A 16,694-nucleotide genomic window follows, 5' to 3' on the forward strand; every position below is an offset into this window, starting at 1 on the left:
AAGGCCGCGCGGGCGGTGGCACCCTGAGCCATGGAAAAGAGCAACACGTTGAAATCATGGCCCGAGGCCGCGGCGCGCCTGATCGCCGTCGCCGCGGGGCGCGCGCCGGCCGATCTCGTGATCCGCGGCGGCCGCTGGGTCAATGTCCACAGCCGCGAAATTCTGGAGGGCCACGACATTGCCGTGGCCGAGGGCCGCTTCGCGGCCATCGCGCCCGATCTCTCTGCCGCGATCGGCCCCGGAACGGAAGTGATCGAGGCCAATGGCCGCTACATGATCCCGGGCCTGTGCGACGGCCACATGCATGTGGAATCGGGCATGCTCACGCCCGCGGAATTCGCCGCCGCCGTGATCCCGCATGGCACCACCACCATGTTCACCGACCCGCATGAGATCGCCAATGTGCTGGGCCTGCCCGGCGTGCGGATGATGCATGACGAGGCGCTGATGCAGCCCGTCAATATCTATACCCAGATGCCCTCCTGTGCGCCCTCGGCGCCGGGGCTGGAGACCACGGGCTATGCGATCAGCGCCGAGGACGTGGCCGAGGCGATGACCTGGCCCGGCATCATCGGCCTGGGCGAGATGATGAATTTCCCCGGCGTGATCCAGGGCGATCCGCAGATGCTGGCGGAAATCGCCGCCACGCAGCGCGCGGGCAAGACGGTGGGCGGCCATTACGCCAGCCCCGACCTCGGCGCGCCGTTCCGCGCCTATGCCGCGGGCGGCCCCGCCGACGACCACGAGGGCACCTGCGAGGCCGATGCCATCGCCCGCGTCCGCCAGGGCATGCGCGCGATGCTGCGGCTCGGCTCGGCCTGGTACGACGTGGAGACCCAGATCACCGCGATCACGCAAAAGGGCCTCGATCCGCGCAATTTCATCCTGTGCACCGACGATTGCCACTCCGGCACGCTGGTGCACGAGGGCCACATGAACCGCGTCTACCGCCATGCGGTGGCCTGCGGCTGCGATCCGCTGGTGGCGCTGCAGATGTGCACGGTGAACACCGCGACGCATTTCGGGCTGGAGCGGGAGCTCGGCTCCATCGCGCCGGGGCGGCGGGCGGATCTGATTCTGACCTCGGATCTGAACACCCTGCCGGTGGAGCATGTGATCGCGCGCGGGCGCACGGTGGCGAAGGATGGCGCGCTGCTGGTGGACTGCCCGCATTACGCCTGGCCCGATGCCGCCCGGCGCACGGTGACCCTGGGCCGCGCCCTCACCCCCGATGATTTCGCGATCCGCGCGCCCGAGGGTGCCAATACCGTCACCGCCCGGGTGATCGGCGTGATCGAGAACCAGGCACCGACGAAGGCGCTGACCGCGGAGATGGATGTGGCCGACGGGCTCGTACCCGCAGATACCGGCCGCGACCTCGCGCAGATCGCGCTGGTGGAGCGGCATCGGGGCACCGGCGGCGTGGTGAACGGCTTCGTCTCCGGCTTCGGCTATAGCGGCCGGATGGCGATCGGCTCGACGGTCGCGCATGACAGCCACCACATGATCGTCGTCGGCACCGACCGCGAGATGATGGCCGCCGCCGCAAACCGGCTGGGCGCGCTCGGGGGCGGCATCACCGTGTGGAAGGACGGCGCCGAGATCGCCTGCGTGCCGCTGCCCATCGCCGGGCTGATGTCGGACGACCCAGCGGCCGACGTAGCCGATCGCGCAGCGGCAATGGTGCGCGCGATGGCGGATTGTGGATGCACGCTCAACAATGCTTACATGCAGCATTCGCTTCTGGCCCTGGTCGTGATCCCGGAGATCCGGATCTCCGACCTCGGGCTGGTGGATGTGACGCGCTTCGAACTCACGGAACTCTTTGAATGAACGAACCGCTTTCGACCCACAGCCCGGCCACAGAGGGGCCGGAGCTGTTCACCGATGCCGAAGCCGCCGTCGCCCGGCTGGAACAGCTCTATGAGGAGGCGACGGGCTATCTGCTGGCGCAGTTCAACGCGGTGCTGGCCGAGGGCCGCGCCAGTGCGCGCTACCGCGCCTATTACCCCAAGGTGCGCATCACCGTGCCCTCGCATATCAAGGCCGACAGCCGCCTGAGCTTCGGCCATGTCGCCGTGCCCGGCACCTATGTGGCCACGATCACCCGCCCCGACCTGTTCCAAAATTACCTCGTGCAGCAGATCGGCCTTCTGATGAAGAACCACCAGATCCCGGTGACCATCGGCCCCTCCACCACCCCGATCCCGGTGCATTTCGCCGTGGCCGCGCATCCGGAAGTGACGGTGCCGCAGGAGGGCGTGCTGGATTTCAGCCTGCGCGACGTGTTCGACGTGCCCGATCTGTCGACGATGAACGACGATATCGTGAACGGCACCGCGGGGCCGAACCCGGATGGCTCCGGGCATCTGGCGCCCTTCACCGCGCAGCGGGTGGATTATTCGCTGGCCCGTCTGCAGCATTATACCGCCACCCGGGCGGAGCATTTCCAGAACCATGTGCTGTTCACGAACTACCAGTTCTATGTGGACGAGTTCGAGAAGGTGGGCCGCGCGATGCTGGCTGACCCGGCTTCGGGCTATACGAGCTTCGTCGCGCCCGGCAATGTGGAGATCAGCGCCCCCGACGCCCCGATCCCGCCACTGGCGAAGCTGCCGCAGATGCCGACCTATCACCTGAAGCGGCCGGACGGGAACGGGATCACGCTGGTGAACATCGGCGTCGGCCCCTCCAATGCCAAGACCGCGACCGACCATATCGCCGTGCTGCGCCCGCATGCCTGGATGATGGTCGGGCATTGCGCGGGGCTGCGCAATTCGCAGTCTCTGGGCGATTTCGTGCTGGCCCATGCCTATCTGCGCGAGGACCATGTGCTCGATGACGACCTGCCGGTCTGGGTGCCGATCCCGGCGCTGGCGGAGATCCAGATCGCGCTGCAGGAGGCGGTGGCCGAGGTCACGCAGCTCGATGGCTACGAGCTGAAGCGGATCATGCGCACCGGCACCGTCGCCACCATCGCGAACCGCAACTGGGAGTTGCGCGACCAGTCCGGCCCGGTGCACCGGCTCAGCCTGTCGCGGGCGGTGGCGCTGGATATGGAGAGCGCCACGATCGCGGCCAACGGCTTCCGCTTCCGGGTGCCCTACGGCACGCTGCTGTGCGTCTCCGACAAGCCGCTGCATGGCGAGCTGAAGCTGCCCGGCATGGCCACGGAGTTCTACCGCACCCAGGTCGCGAACCATCTGCTGATCGGGATTCGCGCCATGGAGAAGCTGCGCGACATGCCTCTCGAACGGATCCACAGCCGCAAATTGCGCAGCTTTGAGGAGACTGCGTTCCTGTAGCGCCGAAAACCCGCCATCCCGCGGCAATTGTTCACGAGGCCTCTTGCCTTGCTGAAAAAAAGCGTGTGTTAGAAGGCAGTCTGAAAACCGCACTGGCGGACAATGACCCCGGGCCACCGGGGCGGATGAGAGGATTTGAGATGTCGAAACCGATGACGAAGACCCAACTCGTGGCGGCTCTCGCCGAGACCATGGGCTCGGACAAGAAGACCGCGAACGCCGCGCTCGACGCCATCGCCGAAGTCGTGACCAAGGAAGTCGCCCTGGGCGGCGCCGTCACCCTGCCGGGCATCGGCAAGGTCTCGTGCAAGGCCCGTCCGGAGCGCCAGGTCCGCAACCCGGCCACCGGCGAAACCATGACCAAGCCGGCCGACAAGCAGGTCAAGGTGACCGTGGCGAAGGCGCTGAAGGACAGCGTCAACGTCTGATCCTGCGGGGCTTCGACCTTTCGGGCCGCCGGCGCGCAAGCGCGGCGGCCTTTGCATTTTTCGCGTTCCGCGGGATTGCAGGGCAAGGAGCGGGATGAACCGGGGCGCCGCCTGCCCTATCTTCGGGCCAGGAGGTGCCGATGATGCTCACCGAACAGGATCCCCGCTGGGCGCAGCTGCGCGCCCGCGACCCGGCCGCCGACGGCCGCTTCGTCTATGCGGTGCGCACGACCGGGGTCTATTGCCGCCCCTCCTGCGCCGCGCGCGCGGCACGGCCGGAAAACGTCCGCTTCTACGATACGCCGGCAGAGGCGGAAGCGGCGGGCTTTCGCCCCTGCCAGCGCTGCCGCCCCGGGCAGCCGCCCGCCCATGCCGCGGCGATCGCGGCCGCCTGCCGGGCGATGGAGGCGGCGGAGGATATTCCCGCCCTCGATACACTGGCCGCGGCCGCGGGGCTCAGCCCCTCGCATTTCCACCGCCGGTTCAAGGCGCTCACCGGGCTCACGCCGCGCGCCTATGCCGCTGCCTGCCGGGCGGAGCGGCTGCGCGGCGGGCTGGCGGCGGCCGCAAGCGTGACCGAGGCGATCTATGATGCCGGGTTCAATACCGCGAGCCGGTTCTATGAAGGCGCGGATGCGGCCCTTGGCATGACGCCGCGCGCCTATCGCGCCGGTGGCCGCGACACCGAAATCCGCTTCGCCATCGGCCAGTGCAGCCTGGGCGCGATTCTGGTGGCTCAGAGCACGCGCGGCATCTGCGCGATCACCTTGGGCGACGCGCCCGAGGCGCTGCTGCACGACTTGGAAGACCGCTTCCCGCAGGCGCGGTTGATTGGCGGCGATGCGGGCTTCGAGACGCTGGTGGCGCAGGTCGTGGGGCTGGTGGAGGCGCCCGGGATCGGGCTCGACCTGCCGCTCGATCTGCGCGGAACGGCCTTCCAGCAGCGCGTCTGGCAGGCGCTGCGCCAGATCCCGCCCGGCCAGACGGCGAGCTACGCCGAGATTGCCCGCGCCATCGGCATGCCGCGGGCCATGCGCGCCGTGGCCCAGGCCTGTGGCGCGAACCCGGTGGCGGTGGCGATCCCCTGCCACCGCGTGGTGCGCAGCGATGGCGCGCTCTCGGGCTACCGCTGGGGCGTGGCGCGCAAGGCCGCACTGCTCGCGCGCGAGGCCGGGGCATGATCCTCACGCTGGCCCGGCTGGAGACGCCGCTCGGCGGGTTTCTGGTGGTAAGCGATGCGCAGGGGCGGCTGCATGCCAGCGAATATGCCGATCTGGAGCCGCGGCTGCACCGCCTTCTGGCGCGGCGGCTTGGCGCCGTGCGGCTCCTGCCCGGTGCTGCGCCGCCCGCGCTGGCCGCCGCGATGGCGGCCTATTTCGCGGGCGATGGCGCGGCGCTCGCATCGGTGCCGGTGGTATTTTCCGGCTCGGCCTTTCAGAACGCCGTCTGGGCCGCGCTGCGCGAGATTCCCGCCGGTGCCACCGAGACCTATGGCCAGCTCGCGGCACGGCTGGGGCACCCGGGTGCGGCCCGCGCTGTCGGCCTCGCGAATGGCGCAAATCCGTTCGAAATCGTGGTGCCCTGCCACCGGGTGATCGGCGCCGGTGGCAAGCTGACGGGCTATGCCGGAGGCCTGCCCCGGAAGCGCTGGCTACTGCGCCATGAGGCCCGCCAGAGCCCACAGGCAGAGCTGTTCGCGTGATCCGAAACCGGGCCCGAAAAACTCAAAAGCCCCGCAAGCTGTTCAGCTTACGGGGCTTTTTGGAATGGTGCCCAGAAGAGGACTCGAACCTCCACGCCTTGCGGCACACGGACCTGAACCGTGCGCGTCTACCAATTCCGCCATCTGGGCGTCTTCGTGAGGCGGGGTTTACCGAGGCGACTCGGGAGTGTCAACAGGCCTCGAAACATTTTCTGCACATTCGCTTCGCATTTCTGAAACGCTCGCCGCCGAATTGTCCCTGCCCCCTTGTTCCAACAGGGGGTTGGCGGTAATCAGGAAGCGATTTTTGGCGACCGAAGGGCCGAAACCGATGTCCAAACTTGTCACGATCTATGGCGGCTCCGGGTTCCTCGGCCGTTACATCGCGCGCCGTCTGGCCAAGGAGGGCTGGCGCATCCGCATCGCCTGCCGCCGTCCGAACGAGGCGTTGTTCACGAAACCCTATGGCGCCGTTGGCCAGGTCGAACCGATCCTGTGCAACGTGCGCGACGAAGCCAGCGTGCGGGCGGCCATGCGGGGCGCCGATGCCGTGGTGAACTGCGTGGGCATCCTGAGCCACGCCGGCAAGAACACCTTCGATTCGATCCATGTCGCCGCCGCCCGCACCATCGCGAAAGTCGCGGCCGAGACCGGCGTCTCGCGGCTGGTGCATATCTCCGCGCTTGGGGCCGATGCGAATGGCGCCAGCCAGTATGGCCGCACCAAGGCCGAGGGCGAGGCCGCCGTGCGCGCAGCCTTCCCCGCCGCGGTGATCCTGCGCCCCTCGGCCATGTTCGGCACCGAAGACAATTTCTTCAACAAGCTCGCCTCGCTGTCGCGGCTCGGCCCGGTGATGGCAGTGATCTCCTCGGGAACGAAGCTGCAGCCGGTCTATGTCGATGACGTCGCGCTGGCCGCGGTGAAGGCCGTGGAAGGCGCCGCTCCGGGCACTTATGAGCTCGGCGGCCCCGATGTGGAAAGCATGCGCCAGATCGTCGATCGCACGCTTGCCATCATCGGCCGCCGCCGCCTGGTGATCGGCCTGCCGGGCTTTGTGTCGGGCATCATCGCCACGATCGGCGATGTGGTGCAGGGCGCCTCGCTCGGGCTGGTGCGCAACGGGCTCGTCACGCTCGACCAGCTGCGCAGCCTGAAGACCGACAACGTCGTCTCGCCGGGCGCGAAGGGCTTCGCCGATCTCGGCATCGCCCCGGTGGCGATGGGCGCGGTCCTGCCCGATTACCTGTGGCGCTTCCGCAAGAGCGGCCAATACGACGCGATCAAGGCCTCCGCCAAGAACCTGCGCAAGACGCTCTGACATGAACGATACCATCATCGCGGGAATTCTGGGGCTTCTCGAAGGCCTCACCGAATTCATCCCCGTTTCGTCGACCGGCCACATCCTCCTGGCCGGTCATTTTCTTGGCTTCCACTCCACCGGCAAGGCCTTCGAAGTGGTGATCCAGCTCGGGGCGATCCTCGCGATCCTCGGGGTCTATGCGTCGCGGCTGGTCACGGTCTTTGCCACCGCGCCGCGCAATCCCGCCTCGCGCCGGTTCATCCTGTCGATCTTCCTCGCCTTCCTGCCCGCCGTCGTGATCGGGGTGATGGCGCATGGCTTCATCAAACGGGTCCTGTTCGAGACCCCGCTGCTGATCGCAATCATGCTGATCCTCGGGGGCGTCATTCTGCTCTGGGTGGACCGGCTGAAGCTCACCGTGCGCCACGACGACGCGATGCGCCTGCCGATCGCGACCGCGGTCAAGATCGGCTTCTGCCAGTGCCTCGCGATGATCCCCGGCGTGTCGCGCTCGGGCTCGACCATCGTCGGCGCCATGCTTTTGGGCGTCTCGAAGCGCGCCGCCGCCGAATTCAGCTTCTTCCTGTCGATGCCGACGATGGCGGGCGCTTTCGCCTATGACCTCTACAAGAACCGTGATGCACTGAGCGCGGATGACCTGAACCTGATCGCGGTCGGCTTCGTCGCAGCCTTCATCGCGGCGATCTTCGTGGTGAAGGGGCTCCTCGGCTTCGTCAGCCGCCACGGCTACGGCCTGTTTGGCTGGTGGCGAATCATCGTGGGAACGGTGGCCTTGATCGCGCTGCTGGCAGGCTTCTGAGGGATAGGTAATACAAGCTGCCCTATTTTCGGGGCGCGAGATGTAAATTCCGACGCGCGCCCCGAAAATTCCGCCATTTAGGTAAGTACTGCTGACTTTTAATCCGCTGTAAAGCGGTGTAGGCCAGACGCACCCACAAAGACACCCTGGGAGGCGCAGCCATGGCTCAGCAACGCATGCTCAAATTCGTCCACACGTCGCGGGAAACCCCCGAGAAGCGCGACGCGTCGGCGCGCTCCCACGATTTCGCGGAAATCTATCGCGAATATGCCGATGCCAAGGCCGCCGAACAGGCCAGCCGGTGCAGCCAATGCGGCGTGCCCTACTGCCATTCGCACTGCCCGCTGCACAACAACATCCCGGACTGGCTGCGCCTGACCGCCGAAGGGCGGCTCGAGGAGGCCTATGCCATCAGTCAGGCTACCAACACCTTCCCGGAGATCTGCGGCCGCATCTGCCCGCAGGACCGCCTGTGCGAAGGCAATTGCGTGATCGAACAATCCGGCCATGGCACGGTGACGATCGGCGCGATCGAGAAATACATCACCGATACCGCCTGGGAAAAGGGCTGGGTGAAACCGGTTCAGCCCGCCCATGAGCGCAGCGAGAGCGTGGGGATCATCGGGGCGGGCCCGGGCGGGCTGGCGGCGGCCGATGCGCTGCGCCGCGCGGGCGTGCAGGTCACCGTGTATGAGCGGTCGGACCGCGCGGGCGGGCTGCTGACCTATGGCATCCCCGGCTTCAAGCTGGAGAAGGACATCGTCATGAGCCGCGTGAAGCAGCTCGAGGATGGCGGCGTCGAATTCGTGCTGAACTGCGATGTGGGCCGCGACCTGTCCTTCGATGCGATCCGCGGCAAGCATGATGCGGTTCTGATTGCGACCGGCGTCTACAAGACCCGCGAGCTCACCGATCCGGGCGCGGATGCGGCCGGGATCGTGCGCTCGATCGACTATCTCACCGCGTCGAACAAGAAGAGCTTCGGCGATGACGTGCCGGAATTCGAGGACGGCACCCTGAACGCCGATGGCAAGCGCGTGCTGGTGATCGGCGGCGGCGACACGGCGATGGACTGTGTGCGCACGGCGATCCGCCAGGGCGCGACCTCGGTGAAATGCCTCTATCGCCGCGACCGGGCGAACATGCCCGGCTCGCAGCGCGAGGTGCAGAACGCCGAGGAAGAGGGCGTGGAATTCGTCTGGCTGGCGGCGCCCAAGGGCTTCAGCGGCAACCCCGTCGCGAAGGTGTCGATCCAGAAGATGCGCCTCGGCGCGCCCGATGCCTCCGGGCGTCAGTCGCCCGAGCCGATCGAAGGCGGGATCTACGAGGAAGAGGCCGATCTGGTGATCAAGGCGCTCGGCTTCGAGCCCGAGAACCTGCCCGAAATGTGGGGCACGAGCGCGCTCGAAACCACCCGCTGGGGCACGGTAAAGGCCGGCTTCGGCACCCATGCGACCTCGCTGCCCGCCGTCTATGCCGTGGGCGATATCGTGCGCGGCGCCTCGCTGGTGGTCTGGGCAATCCGCGACGGCCGCGAAGCCGGGGCGGAGATCGTGAAATATCTCGACGGCGCGGGGCGCGTCGCGGCCGAGTGAGGATGGCGATGGGTGTTCAAAGGGCACTGGTTGCGCTTCTGACGGGATGGATCGCCGCGCCGGCGGGTGCGGGGGCGGTGTATCAGCCGCCGAAGGGCTGCACGCTGGATATGACGGTGCAGATCCATTCCTGCCAGGTGGCGAACCATTTCCGCTGCGCGGCGGATCCGGTGGGCGACCGCTGGGTCTCCTATGCGGATGGCAAGGCCGAGTATTTCCTGAGCCGGATCGACAGCGAGACGCGCTGGATCGAGAGTTTCGACCTTGAGGACGGCGCCGTCGACATGCTCGATACCGCCAGCTCCGCCGATCAGGCCTCGTTCTCGGCCCTGCTCTCGACCGGGCGCGACGACTACGACTTCGTCACCCTGTCCAATACCGGGGAATCGCGGCGCTACATCGGCTACGACAAGCTCACCGGCCGGGTCCAGACCATCGACAACGTGCCGCTTGAGCAGACGGAGTTCGAGCTGCGCATCCTCGACGCCGAGGGCAAGCTGATCGCCACCCGCAAGGGCAGCCAGTTCATCAACCGGGACATGCGGCTGTTCTTCTCGGACCGCGAGACCTTTGCCAATGCGCAGGGCGACAGCGCCTCCAGCTTCGAGGCGCCGGTGACCTTCGCCTTCCCGGGCGACAAGGGCTTCGGCGCCACGAAACCCGAATATGATTGCGACATGATGATGACCAACATGTCGCCCATCCCGATGCAACCCACTCTCTGAGGAGGCACTGACATGACGAAGTACGACGAGGCCTGGGTCGCCGCAGAGGAAGCCAAGCGCAAGTGGATGGCCGAGAATTCGCTGTTCCGCGAAGAAGATGAGCACGCCTCCTGCGGCGTGGGCCTGGTGGTGGCGCTGAACGGCAAGTCCAGCCGCAAGGTCGTGGCCGCCGGGATCGAGGCGCTGCGCGCGATCTGGCACCGCGGCGCGGTCGATGCCGATGGCAAGACCGGCGACGGCGCGGGCATCCATGTGCAGATCCCGGTGCCCTTCTTCTACGACCAGGTGCGCCGCACCGGCCACGAGCCCGATATGGCGAAGCTGATCGCCGTGGGCCAGGTGTTCCTGCCGCGCACCGATTTCGGCGCCCAGGAGCGCTGCCGCACGATCGTGGAAACCGAAGTGCTGCGGATGGGCCACTATATCTATGGCTGGCGCCACGTCCCGGTGAACACCGATGTGCTGGGCGAGAAGGCCAATGCCACGCGGCCCGAAATCGAGCAGATCCTGATCCGCTGCGAGAAGGACATCACCGACGAGCAGTTCGAGCGCGAGCTCTACATCATCCGCCGCCGGATCGAGAAGGCCGCGATCGCGGCGCAGATCTCGGGGCTGTACATGTGCTCGCTGAGCTGCCGCAGCATCATCTACAAGGGGATGATGCTGGCCGAGCACGTCTCGGAATTCTATCCGGACCTGAAGGACGAGCGCTTTGAATCGGCCTTCGCGATCTATCACCAGCGCTATTCCACCAACACCTTCCCGCAATGGTGGCTGGCGCAGCCGTTCCGCATGCTTGCCCACAACGGCGAGATCAACACCCTGCGCGGCAACACCAACTGGATGAAATCGCACGAGATCCGCATGGCCTCGAGCGCCTTCGGCGACATGGCCGAGGACATCAAGCCGATCATCCCCTCGGGCTCGTCGGATACGGGCGCGCTCGATGCGGTGTTCGAGGTGATGGTGCGCTCGGGCCGCAGCGCCCCGATGACCAAGACGATGCTGGTGCCCGAGGCCTGGTCCAAGGCCACGACCGACATGCCGAAGAAGTGGCAGGACATGTATGCCTACTGCAATTCGGTGATGGAGCCCTGGGATGGCCCGGCCGCCCTGGCGATGACGGATGGCCGCTGGGTCTGCGGCGGGCTCGATCGCAACGGCCTGCGCCCGATGCGCTATGTGGTCACCGGCGACGGGCTGCTGATCGCGGGGTCGGAGGCGGGCATGGTCCCGGTGGACGAGATGAACGTGCGCGAAAAGGGCGCGCTCGGGCCGGGGCAGATGATTGCCGTCGATATGAAGGACGGCAAGCTCTACCACGACAAGGAGATCAAGGACCGCTTGGCCAACAGCCAGCCCTTCGGTGAATGGGTCGAGAAGGTGATCGACCTGAACGCCATCATGCGCGACATGCCGGAGAAGGCGCTGTTCCACGGCGGCGATCTGCGCAAGCGGCAGATTGCGGCGGGCTATTCGGTCGAGGAGCTGGAGCAGATCCTCGCGCCGATGGCGGAGGACGGCAAGGAGGCGGTGGCCTCGATGGGCGACGACACGCCGCCCGCGGTGCTCTCGAAGCAGTACCGCCCGCTGAGCCACTTCTTTCGGCAGAACTTCAGCCAGGTGACCAACCCGCCGATCGACTCCCTGCGCGAAAGCCGGGTGATGTCGCTCAAGACGCGGTTCGGCAACCTGAAGAACGTGCTCGACGAAGACAGCAGCCAGACCGAGATTCTGATACTGGAAAGCCCGTTCATCGCCACGGCGGAATACGAGCAGATGCTGAAGGTCTTCGGCGATTCGGTGACGGTGATCGACTGCACCTTCCCCGCCGGGGAGGATCAGGAGGCGCTGCACCGCGGGCTGGAGCGGATCCGCGCCGAGGCCGAGGATGCCGTGCGCTCGGGCGCGGGGCACATCGTGCTGACCGATGAGATGCAATCGCCCGAGAAGGTGGCGATGCCGATGATCCTCGCGACCAGCGCGGTGCATTCGTGGCTGACGCGCAAGGGCCTGCGCACCTTCACCTCGATCAACGTGCGCGCGGCCGAATGCATCGACGCGCATTACTTCGCGGTGCTGATCGGCTCGGGCGCGACCACGGTGAACCCCTATCTGGCGCAGGATTCCATCGCCGACCGGATCGAGCGCGGCCTGCTGCCGGGCTCGCTGGTGGACAACATGCGCCGCTACCGCGACGCGATCGACGCGGGCCTGCTGAAGATCATGGCGAAGATGGGGATCTCCATCATCTCCTCCTATCGCGGCGGGCTGAACTTCGAAGCGGTGGGCCTGAGCCGCGCCATGGTCGCCGAATATTTCCCCGGCATGCATTCGCGCATCTCCGGCATCGGCGTGCACGGCATCCAGCACAAGCTGGAGGAAGTGCATGCCAAGGGCTGGAAGGGCGGGCAGGACGTGCTCCCGATCGGCGGCTTCTACAAGGCGCGGCGCACCGGCGAGAAGCACGCCTGGGAAGCGCAGACCATGCACCTGCTGCAGGCGGCCTGCGACCGGGCGAGCTATGACCTGTGGAAGCAGTATTCCACGCTGATGCGGGCCAATCCGCCGATCCACATCCGTGACCTGCTGGACATCAAACCGCTGGGCAAGCCGGTGCCGATCGAGGAGGTGGAATCGATCACCTCGATCCGCAAGCGCTTCGTCACGCCGGGGATGTCTCTGGGCGCGCTGAGCCCGGAGGCGCACAAGACGCTGAACGTCGCGATGAACCGCATCGGCGCCAAGTCCGACAGCGGCGAGGGCGGCGAGGATCCGGCGCATTTCGTGCCCGAGCCCAACGGCGACAACCCCTCGGCGAAGATCAAGCAGGTGGCTTCGGGCCGCTTCGGCGTCACCGCCGAATACCTGAACCACTGCGAGGAGCTGGAGATCAAGGTCGCTCAGGGCGCGAAGCCCGGCGAAGGCGGCCAGCTGCCCGGCATGAAGGTGACCGAGCTGATCGCGCGACTGCGCCATTCGACCAAGGGCGTGACCCTGATCAGCCCGCCGCCGCACCACGACATCTACTCGATCGAAGACCTCGCGCAGCTGATCTATGACCTGAAGCAGATCAACCCGCGCGCCAAGGTGACGGTGAAGCTGGTGTCGTCCTCGGGCGTGGGCACCATTGCGGCCGGGGTGGCGAAGGCCAAGGCCGATATCATCCTGATCTCGGGCCACAACGGCGGCACCGGGGCATCGCCTGCGACCTCGATCAAATATGCGGGCCTGCCCTGGGAAATGGGGCTGACCGAAGCGCATCAGGTTCTGGCGATGAACAAGCTGCGCGAGCGGGTCACGCTGCGCACGGATGGCGGGCTGCGCACCGGGCGCGACATCGTCATGGCCGCGATGATGGGCGCCGAGGAATACGGCATCGGTACCGCCGCGCTGATCGCGATGGGCTGCATCATGGTGCGCCAGTGCCAGTCCAACACCTGCCCGGTGGGCGTGTGCGTGCAGGACCCGGTCCTGCGGGCGAAGTTCACCGGTTCGGCGGACAAGGTGGTGAACCTGATCACCTTCTACGCCCAGGAAGTGCGCGAGATCCTCGCCTCCATCGGCGCACGCTCGATGGACGAGATCATCGGCCGGGCGGACCTGCTCACGCAGGTCAGCCGTGGCTCCGCGCATCTGGATGACCTCGACCTGAACCCGCTGCTGATCACCGTCGATGGCTGGGACAAGATCGTCTACGACCGCTCGAAGCCGCGCAACTTCGTGCCCGACACGCTGGATGCGGAGATCGTCAAGGACGGCGCCCGCTTCTTCGAGGACGGCGAGAAGATGCAGCTCTCCTATGCCGTGCGCAACACCTCGCGCACCATCGGCACGCGCGCCTCGAGCCATATCGTCAAGAACTTCGGGATGCGCAACGCGCTGCAGCCTGACCATCTGACGGTGAAGCTCACCGGCTCTGCGGGGCAATCTCTGGGCGCCTTCGCGGCTCCGGGGCTGAAGATCGAGGTCTCGGGCGACGCCAACGACTATGTCGGCAAGGGCCTCTCGGGCGGGACGATCGTGGTGCGCCCGGCGATGTCCTCGCCGCTGGTGGCCTCCGACAACACGATCATCGGCAATACGGTGCTCTATGGTGCGACCGATGGCTACCTGTTCGCGGCGGGCCGCGCGGGCGAGCGCTTCGGCGTGCGCAACTCGGGCGCCAAAGTGGTGATCGAGGGCTGCGGCACCAACGGCTGCGAATACATGACCGGCGGCATTGCGGTGATCCTCGGGCGGATCGGCGCGAACTTCGGCGCGGGCATGACCGGCGGCATGGCCTATCTCTACGACCCGGACGGCGTGGCCGAGGACTACATGAACCTCGAAAGCATCGTCACCGCAGGGATCGGCCACCCGCATTGGGAGGCGCAGCTGAAGGGCCTGATCGAACGCCACGCGGCCGAAACCGGCTCGCGGCGCGCGCAGGACATCTTGCAGAACTGGGAGACCGAGCGGGCGAACTTCCTGCAGGTCTGCCCGAAGGAAATGCTGCAGCACCTGCCCTATCCGCTCTCGGACGAGCCGCAGGCGATGCCGGCGGAATGACCCATCCGGCGGAGCCGCAAGGCTCCGCCTTTTTCCGGGCCGCTTGACCTGTGCGGCCCGGCATGACTTATGGCCGCATGGCAGAGCGCAAGACCCCCTCCTCCCCCACCAGGACCCGCGCGGCCGGCGCGGCGGCGGCGCGTGGCGCAGCGGCCCCGTGGCGCTGGCTCATCCGGCGGCTGGCGCGGGCCGGGCTGATCGCGCTGGCCTTCCTGCTGGCGCTGGTGGTGCTGTTCCGCTTCATCAACCCGCCGACCAATTACTACATGTGGAGCGAGGGGCGCCGCCTCGATGGCGTCGATCAGAACTGGGTGGCGATGGAAGACATCGCCCCGGTGATGGCGCGCTCGGTCGTGGCGGCGGAGGATGCGAATTTCTGCCGCCACTGGGGCTTCGACATGGTCGCGATCCGTAAGGCGATGGAGGCCGGCGGCGAGCGCGGCGCCTCCACCATCACCCAGCAGGTGGTGAAGAACGTGTTCCTGTGGCAGGGCCGCAGCTGGCCGCGCAAGGCGGTCGAGGCCGCGCTGACGCCGGTGGTGGAGCTGGTCTGGCCGAAGCGGCGGATCCTGGAAGTCTATCTGAACATCGCCGAATTCGCCGAGGGCGTGTTTGGCGTGGATGCCGCCGCCTATCACTATTTCAAGACCTCGCCCGACAAACTCACGCCGCGCCAGGCGGCACTGCTGGCCGCGATCCTGCCCGACCCGAAAGGGCGTTCGGCCTCGAAGCCCTCAGGCTTCGTGAACCGGCGCGCCAATGCCATTCAGGACGGGGCCGCGACGATCCGCGCCGACGGCCGCGCCACATGTTTCTGAGGGAGATGCCGATGATCCTGCGCAGCCTGCCCATTTTGATCGCCCCCCTGATCGCCCTCGCGGGCACGGCTCAGGCCGAGGCGGTGCTTTCGATCCCGCTGCCGATGGGCGCGGAGGCCAGCGTCACCCGCCTGGCCTACAGCTGCGACGGCGATGCGATCGCGGTGCAATACATCAACACCGAGGCGAACAGCCTCGCGATCCTGACGCTGGACGGCGCGGAGCGGATCTTCGTCGGCGTGACCGCCGGCTCCGGCGCGCGCTATGTTTCCGGCCCCTACGAATGGTGGACGAAGGGCGCGGACGCCACGCTGAGCGAGCTCATGACCGAAGGTCAGCCCCGAAGCTGCACCGCCCGCCCCTGAGCCCCGCTCAGACTGGGCTTGGGCGGATCCTGTGGCAGGTGTAACCATCCGCCTTGGCGCCGCCCCCGCTCAGACCGTCTCGCGCTTCGGCAGCACCCAATCGGGGCGGATCCGGTGGCAGGTGTAGCCGTTCGGATAGCGCTCCAGATAATCCTGGTGCTCGGGCTCCGCTTCCCAGAACGGCCCGGCCGCCGCCACTTCGGTGACCACCTTGCCCGGCCAGAGCCCGGAGGCGTTCACATCCGCGATCGTATCCTCGGCCACCGCCTTCTGCGCCGCATCCGTATAATAGATCGCGGAGCGGTAGGAGAGGCCCATATCATTGCCCTGCCGGTTCAGCGTGGTCGGATCGTGGATCTGGAAGAAGAACTCCAGCAGCCGCCGGTAGCTGATCGTCGCCGGGTCGAACAGGATCTCGATCGCCTCGGCATGGGTGCCGTGATTGCGGTAGGTCGCATGCGCGACATCGCCGCCGGTATAGCCCACGCGCGTCGCCTGCACGCCGGGCAGCTTGCGGATCAGGTCCTGCATGCCCCAGAAGCAGCCACCGGCCAGAATCGCCTTTTCCATCATTTGTCCTCCAGCTGAGCCAGATAATCGCCGTAGCCTTCCGCCTCCATCCGGTCCTTCGGGATGAAGCGCAGCGAGGCCGAATTGATGCAGTAGCGCAGCCCGCCCCGATCGCGCGGGCCATCGGGGAAGACATGGCCGAGGTGGCTGTCCGCGAATTTGGAGCGCACCTCGATCCGGTCCATGCCATGGCTCGTGTCGCGATACGCGGTGATCATCTCCTGCTCGATCGGCCGGGTGAAGGAAGGCCAGCCGCAATGGCTGTCGAACTTGTCGGCGGAGGTGAACAGCGGCTCGCCCGAAACGATATCCACATAGATCCCGGCGTCGTGATTGTCGGTATAGGCGCCGGTGAACGCCCGCTCGGTGCCGCTCTCCTGGGTGACGTGATATTGTTCGGGCGTCAGCTTCGCCAGCGCCTCGGGGGTTTTCGCATAGCTCTTGGCCATCGTGCGTCTCCGTCAGATTCCTGTCACAGTAAATGGCGTGTCGTGCGGAAAAATCCAGATGGTGGC

At 66.9% G+C, this 16,694-nt stretch carries 14 protein-coding genes and 1 tRNA gene; 12 read left to right on the forward strand and 3 right to left on the reverse strand.

All coding sequences use genetic code 11. The features are described from left to right. Positions 1–30: 30 nt before the first annotated feature. From ade to ACOMG5_RS03485, 5 genes are all read left to right on the forward strand, one after another. Positions 31–1,833 (forward strand): adenine deaminase, encoded by a 1,803-nt coding sequence (gene ade, locus ACOMG5_RS03465; RefSeq protein ID WP_420342391.1) that lies wholly within the window; start codon positions 31–33, stop codon positions 1,831–1,833. Beyond that, positions 1,830–3,305 carry an AMP nucleosidase gene (locus ACOMG5_RS03470; protein WP_420342392.1) on the forward strand — a complete coding sequence of 492 codons (1,476 nt, stop codon included), beginning with the start codon at positions 1,830–1,832 and terminating at the stop codon, positions 3,303–3,305. Before ade ends, ACOMG5_RS03470 begins: the two co-directional genes overlap by 4 nt. 140 nt (positions 3,306–3,445) lie before the next feature. Continuing rightward, positions 3,446–3,733 carry an HU family DNA-binding protein gene (locus tag ACOMG5_RS03475; RefSeq protein WP_420342422.1) on the forward strand — a complete coding sequence of 96 codons (288 nt, stop codon included), beginning with the start codon at positions 3,446–3,448 and terminating at the stop codon, positions 3,731–3,733. 140 nt (positions 3,734–3,873) lie between these two features. Then, complete coding sequence (ada, locus tag ACOMG5_RS03480; protein ID WP_420342393.1) at positions 3,874–4,914, forward strand: bifunctional DNA-binding transcriptional regulator/O6-methylguanine-DNA methyltransferase Ada; 1,041 nt, start codon at positions 3,874–3,876, stop codon at positions 4,912–4,914. Then, positions 4,911–5,435, forward strand: a complete 525-nt coding sequence (locus tag ACOMG5_RS03485; protein ID WP_420342394.1) for a methylated-DNA--[protein]-cysteine S-methyltransferase — start codon at positions 4,911–4,913, stop codon at positions 5,433–5,435. The genes ada and ACOMG5_RS03485 overlap by 4 nt, the downstream gene beginning before the upstream one ends. A 65-nt stretch (positions 5,436–5,500) precedes the next feature. Here ACOMG5_RS03485 and ACOMG5_RS03490 read toward each other — a convergent pair. Beyond that, a tRNA-Leu gene (locus tag ACOMG5_RS03490) sits at positions 5,501–5,585 on the reverse strand. A 181-nt stretch (positions 5,586–5,766) separates the two neighbouring features. Here ACOMG5_RS03490 and ACOMG5_RS03495 point away from each other — a divergent pair. The 7 genes from ACOMG5_RS03495 to ACOMG5_RS03525 all read left to right on the forward strand — a co-directional run bounded on the left by ACOMG5_RS03495 (position 5,767) and on the right by ACOMG5_RS03525 (position 15,609). Further along, on the forward strand, positions 5,767–6,753 hold the full coding sequence (locus ACOMG5_RS03495; protein WP_420342395.1) for a complex I NDUFA9 subunit family protein: 987 nt from the start codon (positions 5,767–5,769) through the stop codon (positions 6,751–6,753). A 1-nt stretch (position 6,754) separates the two neighbouring features. Continuing rightward, the gene (locus ACOMG5_RS03500; protein ID WP_420342396.1) at positions 6,755–7,555 is read left to right on the forward strand and encodes an undecaprenyl-diphosphate phosphatase; all 801 of its coding nucleotides are present in this window, start codon (positions 6,755–6,757) and stop codon (positions 7,553–7,555) included. A gap of 161 nt (positions 7,556–7,716) precedes the next feature. Further along, on the forward strand, positions 7,717–9,150 hold the full coding sequence (locus ACOMG5_RS03505; protein WP_420342397.1) for an NAD(P)-dependent oxidoreductase: 1,434 nt from the start codon (positions 7,717–7,719) through the stop codon (positions 9,148–9,150). An 8-nt stretch (positions 9,151–9,158) separates the two neighbouring features. Then, positions 9,159–9,875, forward strand: a complete 717-nt coding sequence (locus ACOMG5_RS03510) for a hypothetical protein (protein ID WP_420342398.1) — start codon at positions 9,159–9,161, stop codon at positions 9,873–9,875. Positions 9,876–9,887: 12 nt separating this feature from the next. Further along, a complete protein-coding gene (gene gltB / locus ACOMG5_RS03515; RefSeq protein WP_420342399.1) occupies positions 9,888–14,426 on the forward strand; it encodes a glutamate synthase large subunit in 4,539 nt (1,512 codons plus the stop codon). 77 nt (positions 14,427–14,503) lie between these two features. Continuing rightward, positions 14,504–15,244 (forward strand): monofunctional biosynthetic peptidoglycan transglycosylase, encoded by a 741-nt coding sequence (gene mtgA, locus ACOMG5_RS03520; protein ID WP_420342400.1) that lies wholly within the window; start codon positions 14,504–14,506, stop codon positions 15,242–15,244. An 11-nt stretch (positions 15,245–15,255) separates the two neighbouring features. Then, positions 15,256–15,609, forward strand: a complete 354-nt coding sequence (locus ACOMG5_RS03525) for an MliC family protein (protein ID WP_420342401.1) — start codon at positions 15,256–15,258, stop codon at positions 15,607–15,609. 69 nt (positions 15,610–15,678) lie between these two features. Here the strand turns inward: ACOMG5_RS03525 and msrA are convergent, their stop codons facing one another. Together msrA and msrB are read right to left on the reverse strand one after the other, a co-directional pair. Then, positions 15,679–16,182, reverse strand: a complete 504-nt coding sequence (gene msrA, locus ACOMG5_RS03530) for a peptide-methionine (S)-S-oxide reductase MsrA (RefSeq protein ID WP_420342402.1) — start codon at positions 16,180–16,182, stop codon at positions 15,679–15,681. Then, positions 16,179–16,628, reverse strand: coding sequence for a peptide-methionine (R)-S-oxide reductase MsrB (msrB, locus tag ACOMG5_RS03535; RefSeq protein ID WP_420342403.1), 450 nt, complete (start codon positions 16,626–16,628; stop codon positions 16,179–16,181). Before msrB ends, msrA begins: the two co-directional genes overlap by 4 nt. Positions 16,629–16,694: the final 66 nt, after the last annotated feature.

The organism is Paenirhodobacter sp. (genome assembly GCF_041916475.1).
Lineage (GTDB): Bacteria > Pseudomonadota > Alphaproteobacteria > Rhodobacterales > Rhodobacteraceae > Rhodobacter.

Bases quoted from the DNA above. Each gene is read 5' to 3' on its own strand.
- ACOMG5_RS03495 (WP_420342395.1), top strand. From the start codon at position 5,767: ATGTCCAAACTTGTCACGATCTATGGCGGCTCCGGGTTCCTCGGCCGT.
- ACOMG5_RS03510 (WP_420342398.1), top strand. From the start codon at position 9,159: ATGGGTGTTCAAAGGGCACTGGTTGCGCTTCTGACGGGATGGATCGCC.
- ACOMG5_RS03470 (WP_420342392.1), top strand. From the start codon at position 1,830: ATGAACGAACCGCTTTCGACCCACAGCCCGGCCACAGAGGGGCCGGAG.
- ade (WP_420342391.1), top strand. From the start codon at position 31: ATGGAAAAGAGCAACACGTTGAAATCATGGCCCGAGGCCGCGGCGCGC.
- mtgA (WP_420342400.1), top strand. From the start codon at position 14,504: ATGGCAGAGCGCAAGACCCCCTCCTCCCCCACCAGGACCCGCGCGGCC.
- ACOMG5_RS03500 (WP_420342396.1), top strand. From the start codon at position 6,755: ATGAACGATACCATCATCGCGGGAATTCTGGGGCTTCTCGAAGGCCTC.
- ACOMG5_RS03475 (WP_420342422.1), top strand. From the start codon at position 3,446: ATGTCGAAACCGATGACGAAGACCCAACTCGTGGCGGCTCTCGCCGAG.
- msrA (WP_420342402.1), bottom strand. From the start codon at position 16,182: ATGATGGAAAAGGCGATTCTGGCCGGTGGCTGCTTCTGGGGCATGCAG.
- ada (WP_420342393.1), top strand. From the start codon at position 3,874: ATGATGCTCACCGAACAGGATCCCCGCTGGGCGCAGCTGCGCGCCCGC.
- ACOMG5_RS03525 (WP_420342401.1), top strand. From the start codon at position 15,256: ATGATCCTGCGCAGCCTGCCCATTTTGATCGCCCCCCTGATCGCCCTC.
- ACOMG5_RS03485 (WP_420342394.1), top strand. From the start codon at position 4,911: ATGATCCTCACGCTGGCCCGGCTGGAGACGCCGCTCGGCGGGTTTCTG.
- ACOMG5_RS03505 (WP_420342397.1), top strand. From the start codon at position 7,717: ATGGCTCAGCAACGCATGCTCAAATTCGTCCACACGTCGCGGGAAACC.
- gltB (WP_420342399.1), top strand. From the start codon at position 9,888: ATGACGAAGTACGACGAGGCCTGGGTCGCCGCAGAGGAAGCCAAGCGC.
- msrB (WP_420342403.1), bottom strand. From the start codon at position 16,628: ATGGCCAAGAGCTATGCGAAAACCCCCGAGGCGCTGGCGAAGCTGACG.